This window comes from Desulfobotulus sapovorans DSM 2055 (assembly GCF_059569355.1).
Genome location: NZ_JCANVJ010000005.1, coordinates 95,412 through 113,480, shown reverse-complemented (window position 1 = coordinate 113,480; position 18,069 = coordinate 95,412). Strand labels below are relative to the sequence as shown.

Here is an 18,069-nt window from a genome sequence, read left to right as displayed (position 1 = left end):
CGCCCCTGTTCACCCCTTACGAAACCTTCTTCACCCCAAAAGCCTCCACCTCCCCCTCCAGGGAGAATCCCGCCGCCGCAGGAATGCGGATCATCTGAAAATCCTCCACCCGCACCATGAGGCGGCCGTTGGCATCCACAAGGGCCATGTCAAAGAGATCCGTCTTTTCCAGTTCCGCCTTTTTCTCCGTCACACAGACATAGGTGGTGCGGGCTTCGGGCATGTCAAAAATCCGCATGCGGCTGAAGGAAGAGGGCAGCACAGGGGTACCTTTTCCCAGCATGTTGAACAGGCCTCCGGTCTGGAACATGGCGTCCAGCAGCACCACGGGGATTCTGAAATCCGGCCCCCTGACACCGGCAAAGAAAAAGCCCTGCCCCGGATCCCGCATCAGGGTGACAAGCTGCCGGCCGTCAAAACCCGCCACGGACTCAATGCTGCGGAAGACCCCGTCCATGAAAAGCCGCGTAGGCCGGTAGATGAGATCCCCGAGGCTGCCCTTATGGCGCAGGCCCATAAGATCGGGAATGGCCATGAGCTGCACGCCGGGCCGCAGATCCGCCGTCTGCACCCTGCCCGTATAATGCAGGGTTTCCGTGCTTTCCGAAGAGCCGGGCCGTGTGAAGGAAGAGAGCATTTCTACAGTCACGCTATCCGCTTCAGGGCCTTTGGCCCGGATTTCCAGCCGTTTGGGCCTGTTTTTTAAGAGCTTGATTCCATAGGGAATGGAAAATTCCTCGATTTCCGTCACATAGCGCCTGCCGCTCACCTGAAGGGCCGCCTCGGCCAGGGTTTCAAGGCCCGTGGCTCCGAGGAAGAGGGGAACGCCGTCCAGGCTGTGATCTTTGAGGAAAAGATCCCGCTCCAGGGTCAGGGTGCGGACAAAGCGGGCCGTTTCGCCGTCCGGCTCCAGCCCTGCATCCAGAAAGGCGTCCAGTACCGGACCCTGACCGGCAAGGGGCAGGAGGCCATCGGGATCAAAGGCCCGGTCTTTGCCCGTGAACACGGCCTCGCAGGGTTCAGGGCTGCGGCACTCCCCAAGGAAGAAGCGGATTCCCGCCTCAAGGGGCAGGAAGGTGAGGCCCCGGCTTTCCAGCACGGTTTTCACCGAGCCCCGCGTGGCCATGCCCGTTCCTTCCCAGGCTGTCCAGGCCAGCACCTTGGTGACGCAGTGGGGCCGCTTCACCTGCTCCGCCAGCACCATCTTGCCCAGCATGTCGTTGGCCGCGGTGTAATCGCACTGACCGGCATTGCCAAAACGGGCCGTGACCGAGGAAAAGGCGAAAATCGCCTTGAGATCATGGCCGGAGAAGGCTTGCAGCAGATGGGCCATGCCCCTGACCTTGGGCGTGAAGACCCGAAGGAAGGAATCCAGGGTTTTCTTGTCAAAGACCTGGGATTCCTCCACACCTGCCCCGTGGATGATGGCATCCACCTCCGGGAAGCTTTCGGCCAGTTGCTGAACGGCGGCAGCATCCGTCACATCCGCAGACACATAGCGCACGGAAACGCCCTTTTCCTCCAGAAGACGGAGACGCTCCGCCGTGCGGTGCAGGCCCAGCATGCGTTCTGCGTTTTTTTTCAGGTGCAGGGGAGACAACCCCGGCATGTTCTCCGCCAGACGGGCCATGAGATCCTTTAAGGAAAGCCCTGCGGTATCCGGGGTGAAATCCTTTAAATCCGAACGGCCCACAAGGATAAAAGCCACATCCTTTTCTTCCTCCGCAAGGGCCTTCACCATCTCAAAGGTGATGCCTCCTGCCCCGCCGGTGACAAGGACGGTGCAGCCGGAAAGAATGTTCTTCTGCCCCTGGGCCTTTTTTTCAAGGAGGGTGGGCAGAAAGCGGATATCGCCCACAAAGCCCGTTTCCACCCGGCCATCGCCGGTGAGGAGTTCCTTCACAAAGCGGCTGGCCATGGAGGGGGCGTCAAAGCGCCTGTCTCCGAAATCCGTAACCTTGATGCGGGTATGGGGAAATTCCCGGGCAAGACTCTTCAGAAAGCCGGAAAAGGCCGCCTGTACCGGATCCGGACGCATTTCGCCTTCCCGGATACCCATGGCCGTGGGAAAGATCACGGACTGGAAGGCGGGCATGGCAATGAAGGCTCCCTGCCGGTTTAAAGACTCCCGCAGGGCGTGGATGGCGGTAAAAAGGACGGCGGGCATGTGCTCTCTGCCCTCTTCCCCACCATGGTTGAAGGGATGGAGCAGCACAAGGCCGCAGAGATCCGGATGGGTCTCAGCGATTTCTCCAAAGAGCAGGGCGCTTTTTTCCGCATCCCGGTCTTCAAAAAGATAATCCCCCCAGTTCCGGCCTGCTGTGAGAATCACGGCCCCTGCGGCTTCAAGGGCTTCCACTACCGGTGCGGCAAGACCCTGATCGTCTAAGGTCACCAGCACCTTGCGGCCGGAAATGCCAAAGCGGAGGCCTGCTTCCGCAGGAGCCTGGCGTACATCCGGAACAAAGCGGAAGAGTCCTTTTTCATTCTCGGTGTGATCTGGCGGATTGTTCCTGTGGCTTTCTTCGCTTCCGGGAATCTCAGAAAGGAGGTTCGCCTCCCTTCCGTCTTCTTCCGGGGCGCTGGCCCCCTTCTGTGCCGCAATGTAGTCCGCGATTTTCCCCAGGGTGGAAAGCTCCCGCAAAGGCGCGTCCTCTTCGGCTCCAAGGCCGAAATGGCCCATGACTTTAGAGAAAATCTCCACCTGTTTCACCGTATCAATGCCAAGATCCGCCTCAAGGTCGAGATCTTCGGCCAGCATGTCCGTGCCGTAGCCCGTCTGCTCGGAGAGGATGTCCCGGATTGCCGTAAGGATGGCTTCCCTTCCGGAAGCGCCTGCGGAAGAGATTGCTGCCTCTTCCTTTTCTTCAAGGGGCAGCGTTCCCGACTGTGCGGCAATGTAGTCCGCGATTTTCCCTAGGGTGGAAAGCTCCCGCAAAGGCGCATCCTCTTCGGCTCCAAGGCCGAAATGCCCCATGACTTTAGAGAAAATCTCCACCTGTTTCACCGTATCAATGCCGAGATCCGCCTCAAGATCGAGATCTTCGGCCAGCATGTCCGCGCCATAGCCCGTCTGCTCGGAGAGGATGTCCCGAATTGCCGTAAGGATGGCCTCCCTTCCGGAAGCGCCTGCGGTGCTGGCCTTCTCCCTTACGTCCAGGGATACCGCTCCCGACTGTGCGGCAATGTAGTCCGCGATTTTCCCCAAGGTGGAAAGCTCCCGCAGGGGCGCATCCTCTTCGGCTCCAAGGCCGAAATGGCCCATGACCTTGGAGAAAATCTCCACCTGTTTCACCGTATCAATGCCAAGATCCGCCTCAAGGTCGAGATCTTCGGCCAGCATGTCCGTGCCGTAGCCCGTCTGCTCGGAGAGGATGTCCCGGATTGCCGTAAGGATGGCTTCCCTTCCGGAAGCACCTGCGGTGCTGGCCTTCTCCTTTACGTCCAGGGATACCACTCCCGACTGTGCCACAATGTAGTCCGCGATTTTCCCTAAAGTGGAAAGCTCCCGCAAAGGCGCGTCCTCTTCGGCCCCAAGGCCAAAATGCCCCATGACCTTGGAGAAAATCTCCACCTGTTTTACCGTATCAATGCCGAGATCCGCCTCAAGGTCGAGATCTTCGGCCAGCATGTCCGTGCCATAGCCCGTCTGCTCGGAAAGGATGTTCCGGATCTCTTCCAGAATCTTCACGCGGGAGGAGGCCTTCGGCTCCGCCTTTACCGTTTTGGCCTTCACAGGGGGGGCGGACGCTTTTTCCCCGGCAGCAGCGGGAAGGCTTTCTCCGGAAAAACCCGGAGCCGTTGCCAGAACCAGCACCCGGTTTTTCATCCTGAGAGCGGGCTTTTCCAGGCCGGAGATGGCGGAAAGCCAGGCCTCATAGGCGGCATTGTTCTCCGTGGCCCGTTCTTCCGTGCGTTTCACCATGAGCAGGGCAAAATGGGAGCCAAAACCTGCGGAAAAATGCAGGCCATACTGGAAGTCTCCCTTTTCTCCACGGCTGAACTTCAGATCGCTGAAATGCTCCGGCACCTTCTTCAGATGGGCCACGGGCGGGGTCTGGCCCTTTTGCAGGGCTTTCACCATCACCGCGTCTTCAATGGCCGCCCCCAGGGTATGGCCCGTGAGGCCCTTGGTGTTGGTGATGGTGATTTTAGCCGCATCCCGGCCATAGGCCGCACGCAGGGCCTCAATTTCCGCATCCGCACTGCCGCCCCGCGCAGGGGTGAAGGTTTCGTGGGACATGAACACCATGCGGGAGGCGTAACTTTCCGGATCAAGACCATGGCGGGCCTCCACCTGCCGAACGAAACGGGCCATGGTTCCTGCCAGATAAGGCACATCAATGCGGGTGGTGTGGAAGGCCGCATTGGCAAGGAAGGTGCCGAGGATTTCTGCCTGCCCCTCAAGGCCGCGTGCCCGGAGAAGATCCCTTCTTTCCACCACAAGGGCTGTGGCTCCGGCGCCCAGCAGGGTGCCGTTGCGATCCGCATCAAAGGGTTTGGCCGCCCTGGAAATTTCCTTTTCAATGGAGGCCGCTCCCAGACTTAAAAATCCCGCACTGATCCAGGGCCCCTGACCCGAGGCCGTGGCGGTTTCCGAACCAATCACCACCACCCGCTCACAGCGGCCGCTGCGAATCCAGTCTTCGGCCACGGCAATGGCCTGGGTGGTGGAAGCACAGGCGCCGCTGAGATGCACATTGGGGCCACGGGCCCGGATCAGCCTGGCAAAGTGGGCCGAGGCAAGGGGGGTGATTTTGTCGAGGAAGGTGCTGTCAAAGCGGTAGGGTTCCTTTTTCTCCCAAAGGGGACGGATGGCGTGGAACCAGCCCGCCACCCTTTCCTTAAGATTACGCTCGCCGATGTTTTCCATGAGATCATAGTAGAGGCTTTCAAGGGCCCGACCCGGCCCGTCCTGATAGCGGTGCTGCTGGAAGGCCTCCATTTCATGGATGAGGGTTTCCCATCCGGGGAAAAGGCCGGTGAAGATGACGCCGGTCATCTCCTGCATGGATGCAGGCAGGGCCAGTTCCTCTCCGGCAAGGCGGGAGCCTGCCCTGCTCTGGCCTTCCAGCAGGGGAATACGGGCATCCTTCAGGGCTTCCAGACCTGCGGCCATGGCAAGGGCGATGCTGATGTCCTGGCCCTTTTCCAGGCCGTATTGCCCTTCCGGATCAAAGAAGCCGAGTTTCCCCGCAAGGTGGATCACCTCGTCCGTGGAGGCGATGTCCACAAAACGGGCATTGCCTTCCGGTGTTTTGTGCAGCCTGCGGATGTTGCGCTGGAACATGGCGTCCTTTTCTTCCTGTCCCAGGGCTTCAATGAAATTCTGCCCCTGTATGAGGCTGTCAAAATGATCGTCGGAAAAAACGGCCCTGCCGCTTCCGGGAAGACCCACGGAAACCCCTGCAATGGAAACGGCACCCGTGTAGAAACCAAAATTTTCATAGGCTTTCAGGCGAAGGCCTTCCTGTTCTTTCTCATATTCCTCCAAAAGGGCGGCTTCCATGCGGCTGCGATTGGCCTCTAAAAATGCGGCAAAGCCTTTGTCTTCATCTTTTTTCATGGCGGCATTCCCCCTGATTGGGGCCTGATTTCCGGTGGTATGGTTCTTCGGCTGTGGCGGCGTCTCTCTTTTTTCCGAAAGGGAATTTTTACTGCCAAGGCTTGTGAGCAGGGTCTCCATGCTGGCGGTTTCACCCTTTTTGGGATCAATGGCAGAGCGCAGAGTCACCCCTTCGAGACGGTGGCTTTCGACCAGACGGGCCAGAAGATTGCCCGGCCCCACCTCAAGGAAGGAGCGGCAGCCCTGATCATAAAGATGACGCACCCCTTCCATGAACTCCACGGGAGAAACCATCTGCCGGGTAAGGAGTTCCTTCACCGCGTTCTCATCTTCGGGATAGGGTTTTGCCGTGACATTGGAGATGATGCGGGGCAAGGCCTGGGTTTGAAAACGCAGGGGAGAGAGGGCCTTGGCCATGCCCTTGGCGGCATCGGCAAAGAGCGGCGTGTGAAAGGCTCCGGAAAGGTTCAGCTTGCGGAAAAGCACACTTTTCTGGGTAAGAAACTCCCCGAAACGCAGCATGGCCGTTTTTTCACCGGAAACCACGGTCTGGCCGGGGGCGTTCTTGTTGGCGATGTACACCCCTTCGGCATTAAAGGCAGCAATCAGATCCGCCACCTCCTGCGGCCCCTTGAACACGGCCATGATGCTGCCGGGAAAATCCCCTGCGGCCCGCTGCATCAGCGAAGAACGGGTGAGCACCAGAGAAAAGGCCGCATCAAAATCTAAAGCACCCGAGGCAAAGAGGGCCGTATATTCCCCAAGGCTGTGGCCCAGCCAGGCATCGGGTTTCAGGCCCTTTTTCACAAGCAGGCTGTGGATGGCGGCAGAGGCGAGAAATACCGCAGGCTGGGTGTTTTCCGTGTGGTTGAGATCCCCGCCCTTTCCTTCAAACATCAGGTTTAAGAGACTTTTTCCCCGTTTTGCCTGAAAGAGCCTTTCCGCCTGATCCCCGAGGCTGCGGATTTCAGGATACGCTCCGTAGAGTTCTCTCATCATGCCCACCTTCTGGGCTCCCTGACCGGAAAGAAGCACGGACATCCCGCTAAGGGTGGCTGGCAGAACCAGAGAGGGCCGCAGGGAATCGGTTCTCCTTTCTTCTTTTTCCGCCTCTTCTTTCCGGAGGAAGGGCGGCAGGGCGGAGACCACCATATGCCCATGGTTGCCCCCAAAGCCATGAAGGTTGGTGGCAAGGGCCGGTCTTCGCATCTGGCCGAGGTCTTCAGCCGCATCCGGATGCACCAGAGGGCCGCCCGCTTCCATGAGGGTGGTTTCCGGATCAAAGCTGTGATGGGGCAGCCTTCTTCTGGTTTTTTGCATGAGAAGGAGCCGGGAAAGGATGATGGCGGGATTGGCCCCTTTGTAATACCCGTATTCCGGCTTGATGTTGCCAAAGGAAATGCCGGAGGCGCCGTCAAGGCCCATGTGCACGGCCCGCTTTTCCATGCTGTCCGGAATTCTGTGGCCAAAGCCGAAGGGATCGAGATGGTGCAGATCCGAAGGCAGCATGCCCGCTTCCCGACAGGCCGCCTGAATCTCCCTTGCCAGCAGGGTTTCTGAAAGGGCGAAAACACTTTCTCCCGCTCTGGAAGCCATGGCGATGCTGCGGATCTCGCCTAAGATGGGAAGGCCCTTTTCCCTGGCTTTTCCATAGGTGGTCAGCACCTGCACCGCAGCCCCTTCAGAGAGGTTCACGCCCTGGGATTTGCCCTTGTCCCAGAACCGGGTGCCGTCTTTGGAGAGCAGGCCCAGACGTTTGAAAACGAGAAGGGCCGCAGGGTAAAAGGCCGAATCCACCCCGCCACTGATCACATAATCACAGCGGCCGGAAACAAGGTGCATCATGGCCGTGCGCAGGGCAAAGGCCGAGGAGGCGCAGGCCGCATCCACGGTGAAGTTGGGGCCGTTGCAGTTCAGCACATTGGCCACCCTGCCGGACACAATATTGGTAAGCAGTCCCGGCGTGGTGTCTTCGGTGTTGGGCGGCAGGCGTTTGCGGAAGACGGCGGTCAGGGCTTCCGCCAGCCTTGCGCTTTTTTCCGGAGAAAGCCCCTTTGTTTTTTCCATGCAGGCCGCCACAAAATCGAGACGGACGCGGAGGATGTTTTCCACGTGCCGGGTGCTGGAGATGGTTCCCAGCATCACCCCGACCCGGTTGGCGGGGGTTTTCAGCTCCTCTTCCAGACCCGCCGCACGGATGGCCCGGTCCGCCGCCGTAAGGGCCATGAGCTGCCCTCTGTCGATGAAGGCAAGGCTTTTGGGTGGAATGCGGAAACGCATGGCGTCAAAGGTGAAATCCCTGCACAGACCGGCTTTGAGAAAGGGAATGCGGTATTCCCTGTCTTCTTCCGCATAGGTTTTTGCATCAAAGCCCAGATGGGCTTTTTCCGTAAGAAGGCTTTTCCCGGAAGCCATGGTTGCCATGAAGGTCTCTTCATCCGCGGTTTCGGGCAGCACCAGCCCCATGCCCGCCACCACGATACGCTGATCATTGGGATCAAAGGAAAGGTCGGGAAACACCTCCCTCTGAAGGGGCCTGTAGTCTGAGGTCGGGGCTTCCAGCACGCAGTGGTAGTTGATGCCCCCGAAGCCATAGGCGCTGACGGCGGCCAGTAGCGGCTGGTCTTTTTCTGAAGGCCAGGGCGAGGCCTCCTTCACCACAAAGATGCCCGTTCCCGAAAGATCGTGCACCGGCCCCAGTTCCTCAAAATCCCCGTTGGGAGGGAGAACGCCGTGATTCAGGGCGAGAAGGGCCTTTAAAAGTCCCGTGGCTCCGGCCCCTCCCAGAAGGTGGCCCACCTGGCTTTTGGCGGAACTCACCCCAAGACGGGGGTTTTTGCCGTAAAATCCCTTCACACTTTCAAGCTCCGCCGCATCCCCCATGCGGGTGGAGGTGCCGTGGGCTTCAAGGAAGGTGATGGCTTCGGGCGAAGCGGGCCGTTTCATGTTTTCAAAGGCCCGGCCCATGGCCAGCATCTGCCCCTTCACATTGGGAGCGGCAATGGCCTTTCCCTTGCCGTCGGAGCTGGCACCCATGCCCCGGATCACGCCAAGGATGCGATCCCCGTCGGCCAGGGCATCCCGCATCCGTTTCAGGATAAAGACCACAGCCCCTTCGCCCAGTACAAAGCCGTCAGCCCGGCCGTCAAAGGGCCAGGAGCCTTTGGCGGACAAAGCGCCCATCTTGGAAAAGCCCACAAAGGTTTCCGGAGCAAGGTTGGTGTTGATGCCGCCCACCACGGCCGCATGGGCCCTGCCGGAAAGAAGCTCCTGCATGGCGCAGTCTAAAGCCGCAAAGCTGGTGGCGCAGGCCGCGTCCACCAGATAATTGGGGCCTTCCACCCCCAGAAGGGCCGATACCCGGCTGGCCTCGATGTTGAGGACAGCCGTATCCGGCGGTTCGTTTCTGTGATCCCCTGCAAGGCTTTCCCGGATCTCTTTCACCAGAGCGGTCTTTTCGTCTTCCCCAAGGGCCTCGAACTCTGGCAAGTCTTTCAGAACAGAAAGAATCTCCGGCGTCCAGTATTTCATGTGCAGGGCATGGGTCAGCTCATTGCCAAGACAGGAGGCGAGAATCACCGGGGTTTCCAGGGGAAGGGCCTTGCCCTCTCCATGGGGGCTCACGGAAAACCCGCCGGATCGGGCTGCCTGATGCGCAGCTTCCAGAACCAGCTGCTGACTGCGGGAAAGGCGGGCTCCGGTTTTTACGTCCAGCCCGTATTTTACGGGATCAAAGGTAAAATCCCTTACCTCTGCGGCCATGCAGGTATAGCTTTTATCTTCCGCACCTTTATCCTCGCTCACATAGAGAGTCGGCAGGCGGTTTTCATCCATCTTCCGGACGGAAACATGGCGGTTTAAGATATTTTCCCAGAAAGCCTCAGGCGAAGGGGCGTCCGGCAGCACGCAGCCCATGCCCACCACGGCGATTTCGTCATGGATTTCCCCATCGGGCCGGGTGAGCCGCTCCAGACTGTCGAGATGCCGCCGCAGGGCGGTCTTGTTCTCAAAAAGACGGCCATGGATGGCCTTCACCGTGCAGGTGTCTTTGAAAAAGACCAGGGAGTCGCCCACGCAAAAGTTGCCCTTTTCAAAGATATCCTCTTCCTCCAGCATCCGGCATTCAAGGCTCTTGCCGGAAAAATCCGGCACCATGCCCTTGGCTGCAATGAGAAGGGAACCCATGTTGTCCTTTTCAAAGGCATCCTTGCGGCCGGAAAGGGGGTCGCCCTTTTCCATGCGGCTGTGCTCCAGCTCCCGCATCCTGACGGAAAAGGGGCTTTCCACGGTGCGGCAGGGAAGGCCCACGGTGCGGCCAATCACCTGGGTTTCCTTCTGGTGCAGCACTTCCTTCTGATACCGGATATGCAGAGCGCCAGTTTCCACGATCTCCCGGGTGAAGAGATAGGCTGTTCCCACCTGAATGCCGATCTTAAGGCCCCTCCGGGAAAGACCTGCGGCCATGCCGGAGATGAAATGGGAGGCCGCTTCCGTGGACACGCCGCCGGCATAGATCAGGGTTTTTTCCTGCAATGCGCTGTCCTCCAGCCGGGAGAGCAGCTCCGTTCCCATTTCCCAGAGCACAAGGCTTGAGAGGGAGCCCACATGACCACCGCACTCCGTGCCTTCCAGAATAAAACGGGACACGCCGCCAGCGAGGGCGTTTTCCAGCATGCGGGTGGCAGGGGTGTGCAGGTAGGTGCGGGTTCCTGAGGCTTCCAGCTCCCGCACCTGGGCGGGGGTGCCCCCTGCGATGAGGGCAAAGGGAATGCTGAATTTGCGGGTAAGCTCCATGTGTTCGGGAAGGCGGCGGTTAAAGGCCTCAATGCCGATAAGCCCCGCACCGCAGGGAATGCCCTTTTCCGAAGCCTTTTCCAGCATGGTTTCCGCCAGCGGAACAGGCAGGCTGCCCATGGCAAAAAAGGGAAGGCCCCCGGCCTCCACCACCTTCTGGGCAAAGTCCGCGTTGTCGCTGATGTTGGCCATGGGCCCCTGCATGATGGGGTACTTCACCCCGTGCTCCCGTGCCAGGGGGGTGTCCGCCCGCAGGGGATCGGCCGCCTCCAGGGCGGCAAGACTTTTTCCCACTTCCTCAAAAAGCCCGTGGATCATGGCTTCCACACCTTCGCCCCTGCGAAGGAAATGCCTTGCGAATACGGCGTCCTGGCCCAGATAGAAAAGACTCTGCACGCTTTCCGCAGCCGTATCGGAAAGATCCGCCATTTTTCCCTTCAGGGTTTCGGAAAGGATACGGGCTTCTTCGCTTTTCTGATCCGCGCCCAGCACAAAGCGGGCTTCCAGTTTTTTCAGCTCATGGGCTGCCCGGGTACCGAGCCTTGCAAAAAAGCGGTAGCGGGAACCTTCCGGGCCTTCAAGCAGCAGGGTATCGAGATCCTCAATGCCGTTCAGGAGCTTGCGGAAATTCTCCCCAAGGGGGGATTCCCGACAGAGCCAGAGCTGGGCATCCAGCACAAGGCCGCTGGCTCCTGCGCTGAAAAAACCCGCCGCCGTGTGCATGCCCACCCCACCGTGGATGAACAGGGGAAGATCACTTGTCTTCAGATATTCCTGCATGAGAATGAGGGCCGTGTGCCGGGAAACGGAGCCTCCGGCCTCAAGGCCCTTCAGCACCAGCCCATGGACGCCCATGCGGGAAAGCTCCGGGCCGTGGCCCGTGTGTTTGATCTCCAGAAGGCGTTTGGCGGGCCAGGCTTTCAGATCCAGATTGTTTAAGGCATCCTCAAAATCATAGGAAAAAATAAGGGCTTCCAGATGGCGGGGGGAATTTTTTTTGAGCTTTTCCAGCAGGTCTTTTCGGAAAAGGGGAACCCGGATGGCAAAGAGGATTTTTTTTTCGTCCAGCGTCCTGCCTGCCTCCAGAAGGGTTTCGGTGTCCATGAACTCCGCATCCAGCACCGGAAGGGCCCCTGCCCTGTGCAGGCTTTCCATGTAGCTGAGATTGAAAATTTTCTGGGGCAGACAGGCAAGCAGGGGAAGGCGGGAATCCAGTAGTCTCTGCATGGGCTTTTTTTCTCCTTTATGGCGGGGCCTTAAACCGTTTTAAGGCCCGTGTCTTGCGGAAGGACAGGTAAAAATAAAGGTGCCCTGTTCACGGGGAACCGGAACAGGGCCTTCAGCAGGATATATGCCAGAAGAAAAAAAGAGAGGCTCAGAGGAAAGGGACTGAAAGGATAACAATTTAAAATGAAAGGCTTTACAGATAAAAAGAGTCTTCCGGATCTCCCGGAACCTAAAGATTATCCCTGTTTTTCCATGTGCATTTTATGCATACACACCATCATAATACGACCAAAAAAGGCTTTGCTCTTGTTACCACACCCCGAAAATCGCATACGGACTACCATCTTGTTTCAGCTATCGTTCCCATGCTCCAGCGTGGGAAGGCAATACCGGGCACGCCTGCGCCCAGAGCCAGTATCCTTGGGAATCCATTCTCTGGGAAAGGGGTAACTTCAAAGCGCCGGTCTGATCCATGTTGTGCCCCGTGTTCAATACAGATCCGGCTGCATCCGCTTTTCCAGGGTGCTGCGCACTTCCTCAAAAGCATTTTCATCCGCATCCATGGCCGGAGGCAGAAGGGGAGATTCAAAGGAAAGAATGACCGTAGAAAAAGGTTTGGGAATCACAAAACGATCCCAGCTCCGGGCCTGCCAGCGTTTTTCCGCCGTGAGGATCATGGGAACCAGGAGAGCGCCGCTCTGCTGAGCGATACGGATGCCACCGGGTTTCACCACACCAATGGGGCCTGTGGGGCCATCGAGAATATGGGCACCCAGCCCCTTTTCCCGGACATGATCAATCATTTCCGTCATGGCTTCTCTGCCTCCCCGGGTGGAGGATCCCCGGGCCGTATGCCAGCCCACACGGTTGGCCACATTGGCGATAATCTGACCGTCCTCACTGCGGCTGATCATAAGGCCGGGACGAAAACGGCCAAACCACCGGCCATAGCGGGCGATGGCCGGAAAAAACTGCTGGTGCCAGTGACAGAGAAGGATTTTTTCTCCGGATTCCAGCCTTGCCAGCACCCCATCCAGCCCCCTTACCCGGTACCGGTAGGTGGCGCTGATCAGGCGGATTATCAAAAGCAGCACAATGGCCACGGCGGGATTTCCCATCTGTTTTCTCAAGGCTTTCATGGTGTCTTCCTCATTAAGAGTGGTTTAACGCTTCTTATCCCTTATCGTCCATCCACTATCTTCCATCCGCATCCAGGGCCTCGGCGGGAGCCTCTTCGGGAAGATTGCCCCGGATGAGAATGTTTTTCTGTACGGAGGTGACGACCTTATCAATTTCCCGAATGCCTTCCCGGATTTCCTGAATACCGGATCGGGTACTGCGGGTAATGGCAGGGACATCCTTGCCTGCGGCTTCGATGTCATCCACCATACGGGAGATTTTCGCCAGTTCCTGACGCAGGCTTGCCAGCACCTCCTCCACCGCACCGCTGACGTTTTCGCCCACAACCGTCACCTGTTCCAGGTTCTGATTGACCAGATCCACGGTTTTCGGGGTTTTGGCAGCGGCCTCTTCCACATGGGCAAGAATACGGCTCACTTCCGTCATCCGGATATGGATCTCTTCCATGAGTTCCCGGGATTTAAGAAGGGATCCCAGGGTACCCTTGCCTTCCTGAAGATCCAGAAGAATCTGGTTCACCGTATCCATGGCCGTAAAAACAGGGCCTTTGGGGTCTTTTAAGGTCTCGGTCATTTCCGCAAGATCCTGCACCGCACCGATCACCATTTTAGCCGTTTTTTCCACCTGAAATTCCGCCAGAATATCCGCAATGGATTTTTTTTCCTGGGAGAAAATTTCCCCCTCTGGTGGAATCAGTTCCGCATCGCTGCGACCGCCTGTGCGGATGGCCACAAATTCCGACCCGATGAGGGTGGGGCTTTCCACGGTGGCAATGGTATCTTCCCGGATACGGGAGCTGTAGGTTTCCAGAATATCCAGATCCACCCGTACATGGTTCCCCGTTACGGTGACCCGCCTGACCTTGCCCACATCCGTATTGTACAGCTTGACCGCCGCCCCCCGCTGGAGATTGTAGCTTTCCTCAAATACGGTGTAGTAGGGGATATAACGCTCAAACCAGCCCTTACCTTTACCAAGAATAAAAAGGGTGGAGAGCAGCAGGGCGATGATCACCACCATGAAGGTTCCCACAATACGCTCTCTGCGGCTGAATTCCAGATCCATGGGGGCTTACTCCTTTCCGTCCGGGGGAAATTCCTGGAAACGGTCTTCTTCCAGCAGCCATTTCCGGGTACACCATCCTCTTCCGATTTCCGGATCATCGGTCCAGAAAACAATGGTCGCCCCTTCTCTGCTGCATTCTTTCAGGGTTCGCAGAAAGACGTCTCTGCGGTTTTTCCCCACAAAATCCTCGGGCCTTTCCACAAGAATGAGATCCGGATGCTTGGCAAGGCCCCGAACCACCACCACAGCCCGCCGTCCCATGGGGCCGATGGCTGCCGGACGCAGGTGAAGCTTGTCCTCCAGACAGAAAAGACGGCAGAGCTCGGTACAGCGGGCATCCATTTCTGGATGCATGGTGTTGTTGTACCAGGCATCACCGATGAGGATATTTTCCTGAAGACTTCGGTTGGTGATAAGGGCCGCTTCTGTCGTAATATAGGCAATGCGGCGTTTAACGGGCAAAAGGGACTGGTAGGCGGAAAAATCCAGGAGCTGCTCATTCCATATAAACTGACCGCTCAGGGGTTTCAGGAGGGTGGCCAGAAAACGCAGAAAAAACCGCACCCTGTCCGAAGCGGCAGACTGAATTTCGCAAACGTCTCCAGACGCCAGAGAAAAGGTCAGAGGCCCCATACGCCCCCTGTCCACAGGCAGCACAATATTTTCAAGACGGAGGGAAAAGCCCTGCTTTCTGACCTCAGACATAAAAAACCACCGTGATGAAAATGTTGGTGAGCAGACAGAAAAAGAAGCTTTCCATGCAGGCCTTGGAGGTATTGATGGCAATCCAGGTGAAGTTGCCGTGGCAGGAAAGTCCCCGGAACATGCAGATAACGGAAATAATGATACCAAAACTAAAGGCCTTGATGAAACTGACGACAATATCAAGCCCTGTGATGGCCTGGGTGAAGCTGAAAAGGAAAGCAGAGACCTGAACGTCGCTGAAGCTCAGAATCAGTGCGGAACTGCCCAGGATGGCCACAAGATTGAAGACCACAAAAAGGCAGACAATGGCCATGGTGATCCCCACAAGCCGGGGCAGACAGATGAGCCGCAGGGGATCAATCCCCGCCATTTCCAGGGCCTCAATTTCACGGAGCACACTCATGTAACCGAGTTCAATGGTCACCGCCGTTGCCGAGCGCAGGGTCACAATGAGGGCGGTGAGAATGGGCCCCATCTCCCGCACCACAAGGATGACGGCAATCTGACCCGTATCGTGCTGGCCTGCCAGGAGAGACAGTTGCAGTATCAGGGGAATACCGATGATGAGTGCGATGGGGATGATGACGGGAAGGGCCTGCACCGCCGTAAAATACACCTGCTCCACGACACCTCGCCGCACCATGATCCGCCCTTCCCTCTGCATGGAAAACACCAGAAGGAAAAGCCGCCAGGTCAGGGCGAAGATCCGGGTATTGTAGTCAAGAAAGGCAAGGGTCTGCCGTCCTGTACGGCCCATTATGGATACGGGCATCACATCTTCCTTTTTTCGGTGCCTTGCTTGTCAAAGGCGTGAAAAACCATTATCCCTGACGCTCTGTACAGGCCTGCCTGCATAGGCATCCGGCAGATTCTGCACAGACAATGACCGAACTCCGTACCCATTTCCTACATGAAACACAAGGACTAGGCAATGCTGCACACCCGCTCTTTTCATCTGCCTGGCCGGAAGGACAATACGGTTCATGCTGTGTCTCAAGCTGCGTTACCTCTGTCTTCTTTTCTCTGTTTGCTGTTTCTGCCTACCACCTTCCATGGCCCGGTCCTGGCCGGGAGAGGTTTCCTGGGCTCTGGACGAAGACCGTCCGGCACTGGCTCTTCATATTCTGAAATCCTGGAGTCAGCTCACGCCCAATACGGAAGACCGGGCCATGGCCCTCTGGATGGAAGCCCGGATTCTGGCCCTGCACATGGGAGATCTTCAGGGTGCGGAAACCGCTCTGGATACCCTGCTGCGGGTCTATCCGGGGAGCCGTATCCAGGGAGACGCCCGCTTTGAAAAGGGGCTGCTGGCTTTTCAGAAAGGGGAAAAAGAACGGGCATCCCGGGAATTTGCCGCCTTTGTGACCGCCTTTCCCGATCATGACCGCCGCCAGAGTGCGGGGGATATGCTGCGCCATATACGGGGAGAATCAACACCTGTCTTTCTGAAGACCGCCGACCGGATCCGGGTGGCCCTTTCCCTGTCGGAAAAGCGTATCCGTCTTTCTTCAGAAAAGCTGCGGGTGAAGGATATGGCAACGGGCGGGCAGCTTTTTTCAGGAGCTTCGCTGGAACTGTTTCTTGATGAAGAAAACCGGATGCGGCTCAACGGCGAGGTCGTCGGCCAGCCCCTGATGGTGGAAAACGGAGAAGCCGACCTGCTCATCAACGGCATACAGCATCGGGGCAGCCTTCAGGTACATGGGACGGGGGGCCGCCTCCTGCTGGTCAATGTCCTGGATCTGGAAACCTACCTGCGGGGCGTGGTTCCTGCGGAAATGCCTTCCTCCTGGCCCCTGGAAGCCCTCAAGGCCCAGGCCGTGGCCGCCCGGACCTATGCCCTGCATCATATGCAGAACCGAAGCTATGCCGTCTATGATGTCAAGGCCGATACCCGCTCCCAGATGTACACACCGGAGAGGGAAAATCCCGCAACCAATGCCGCTGTGGCCGCCACCCGGGGCGAGGTGCTCACCTGGGCGGGACAGGCGGCTTTTACGGCCTTTCATGCGGACAGCGGCGGAGCCACGGAGGCTGCGGAAACGGTCTGGGGAGGAGAATTTCCCTATCTTACGGCTTTTTCCGATCCCTGGACACGCAATACGCCCAACGCCTTCTGGGAGTGCCTGCTGACGGAAAGGGACTTACAGCAGGCCTTGCCGGAGCTGAAGGGGAAAGGCCGGATTCTGGATCTGCGGGCCGAAGGCCGGACCTCATCAGGCAGGGTGGAGGTTCTGGTAGCGAAAACCCGAAAGGGAGAGGTTCGGATACCCGCCCCCCGTTTCCGAAGCCTTGTGGGCCCCATGGTAATGAAAAGCACGGATTTTTCCCTGCGACCTGCAAGGGAAGGATTTCATTTTCAGGGCAGGGGCTTTGGTCATGGTGTGGGCATGAGCCAGTGGGGAGCCAGAAAAATGGCGGAAGAGGGGAAGAACTATCCGGATATTCTGAGCTTTTACTATCCCCTCCTGCACAGGCAGCGCATGTGAATAAAACGGGCCAGGAAGATGAACCTCCCTGACCCGTTCTAACGGAGGTACTGGATTTCTTTCGGGAAATGACAGAAGCAAAGTTCCGTTTTCAAAGGGAAAGAGGATTCTCTACCGCAGCGAAGATGGCATAGGTAAAATCTGTCTTCCGGCGCTGGAACAGAGCCTGGCTCACCCGGCAGCAAATAGCCACGCTTTTTGCCACTACCAAGCAGAATGTCAGCCTGCATATCCGGAAAATAGACTCAAAGAGAACAAACTCATGGTGGCAGTTGTCAAGGATCTCTTGACAACTGCCACCGACGGTAAACCTCTTAAGGAGAATAACAAAATGGCATTTGTTGAAAATGCGGCTGTTATCGCTCGACAAGCGATGACACTTATCAATCCTGCCTTAGCCGATAAGTATGCTGGGGTTATAGAGTTTCTTTCCGCAGAGCCCGAAACGGCTTCGGCCATGCGTGGCTCTTCAGCTCCAGAAATTGGCAGCAAAGAATATATTCTAAAGCAGGCACAAAATTTCGCTGCTGGCCGTGTTCCAAAAGCACCAGAACCCCCTTCGACGGTTCCAGACGAGATGGTGTCTTTCATACTTTTCCATTATTTTGACATTCCTGAAGACCATCTGACGCGTGCGGAACACCAGCACCGTCTCGCCATGGGAGCAGAGAATATGGTTGGAGATCTTCTTGAACGCTACCTTGCCAGCGTCCTGGAACCCATGGGCTGGATCTGGTGCAGCGGCTCCATGGTTAAAGCTGTGGATTTCATCAAACCGCCTTCTGGAAATGTCGGGTGGCGCTTGCTACAAGTTAAGAACAGGAATAATTCTGAAAACTCATCATCAAGTGCAATCCGCGCCGGGACAAAGATAGAGAAGTGGTTCAGGACATTTAGCCGCAAACCGGGTTCGAACTGGGCAGCTTTTCCAGACATAACTCTGAAACAGCACCTTTCCGAGGAAGATTTCCGAACCTATGTAGCACAATACCTGCACGCACTACGTGAAGACAAAAAACGTTCTAAATCTGGTAATTAAGCGGGCTTTAGTCAATCTGAAGTCCCAATGCAAAACCGAAATAA

Annotated in this window: 7 protein-coding genes; 2 read left to right on the top strand and 5 right to left on the bottom strand. The window is 57.4% G+C overall.

Translation table 11 applies throughout. The annotated features are described in order from the left end of the window. Positions 1-16: 16 nt before the first annotated feature. The 5 genes from BR04_RS06265 to BR04_RS06245 all read right to left on the bottom strand — a co-directional run bounded on the left by BR04_RS06265 (position 17) and on the right by BR04_RS06245 (position 15,269). Positions 17-11,587 carry an SDR family NAD(P)-dependent oxidoreductase gene (locus BR04_RS06265; RefSeq protein ID WP_496355146.1) on the bottom strand — a complete coding sequence of 3,857 codons (11,571 nt, stop codon included), beginning with the start codon at positions 11,585-11,587 and terminating at the stop codon, positions 17-19. Positions 11,588-12,075: 488 nt separating this feature from the next. Then, positions 12,076-12,726, bottom strand: a complete 651-nt coding sequence (locus BR04_RS06260) for a lysophospholipid acyltransferase family protein (RefSeq protein ID WP_496355145.1) — start codon at positions 12,724-12,726, stop codon at positions 12,076-12,078. 55 nt (positions 12,727-12,781) lie between these two features. After that, the gene (locus BR04_RS06255) at positions 12,782-13,792 is read right to left on the bottom strand and encodes an MlaD family protein (protein ID WP_496355144.1); all 1,011 of its coding nucleotides are present in this window, start codon (positions 13,790-13,792) and stop codon (positions 12,782-12,784) included. A gap of 6 nt (positions 13,793-13,798) precedes the next feature. After that, entirely contained in the window at positions 13,799-14,497 is a 699-nt protein-coding gene (locus tag BR04_RS06250) for a P-loop NTPase family protein (protein WP_496355143.1), read from the bottom strand. Continuing rightward, positions 14,490-15,269, bottom strand: a complete 780-nt coding sequence (locus tag BR04_RS06245) for an ABC transporter permease (RefSeq protein WP_496355142.1) — start codon at positions 15,267-15,269, stop codon at positions 14,490-14,492. The genes BR04_RS06250 and BR04_RS06245 overlap by 8 nt, the downstream gene beginning before the upstream one ends. Before the next feature lie 211 nt (positions 15,270-15,480). Between BR04_RS06245 and BR04_RS06240 the strand changes: the two genes are divergently transcribed. Together BR04_RS06240 and BR04_RS06235 are read left to right on the top strand one after the other, a co-directional pair. Next, a complete protein-coding gene (locus BR04_RS06240) occupies positions 15,481-16,986 on the top strand; it encodes a SpoIID/LytB domain-containing protein (protein ID WP_496355141.1) in 1,506 nt (501 codons plus the stop codon). A 331-nt stretch (positions 16,987-17,317) separates the two neighbouring features. After that, the gene (locus BR04_RS06235) at positions 17,318-18,025 is read left to right on the top strand and encodes a SinI family restriction endonuclease (RefSeq protein ID WP_496355140.1); all 708 of its coding nucleotides are present in this window, start codon (positions 17,318-17,320) and stop codon (positions 18,023-18,025) included. The last annotated feature ends 44 nt before the right edge of the window (positions 18,026-18,069 follow it).

Coding starts and splice junctions, on each gene's coding strand:
- BR04_RS06265 (WP_496355146.1), bottom strand. CDS start 11,587: ATGCAGAGACTACTGGATTCCCGCCTTCCCCTGCTTGCCTGTCTGCCC.
- BR04_RS06260 (WP_496355145.1), bottom strand. CDS start 12,726: ATGAAAGCCTTGAGAAAACAGATGGGAAATCCCGCCGTGGCCATTGTG.
- BR04_RS06255 (WP_496355144.1), bottom strand. CDS start 13,792: ATGGATCTGGAATTCAGCCGCAGAGAGCGTATTGTGGGAACCTTCATG.
- BR04_RS06250 (WP_496355143.1), bottom strand. CDS start 14,497: ATGTCTGAGGTCAGAAAGCAGGGCTTTTCCCTCCGTCTTGAAAATATT.
- BR04_RS06245 (WP_496355142.1), bottom strand. CDS start 15,269: ATGCCCGTATCCATAATGGGCCGTACAGGACGGCAGACCCTTGCCTTT.
- BR04_RS06240 (WP_496355141.1), top strand. CDS start 15,481: ATGCTGTGTCTCAAGCTGCGTTACCTCTGTCTTCTTTTCTCTGTTTGC.
- BR04_RS06235 (WP_496355140.1), top strand. CDS start 17,318: ATGGCATTTGTTGAAAATGCGGCTGTTATCGCTCGACAAGCGATGACA.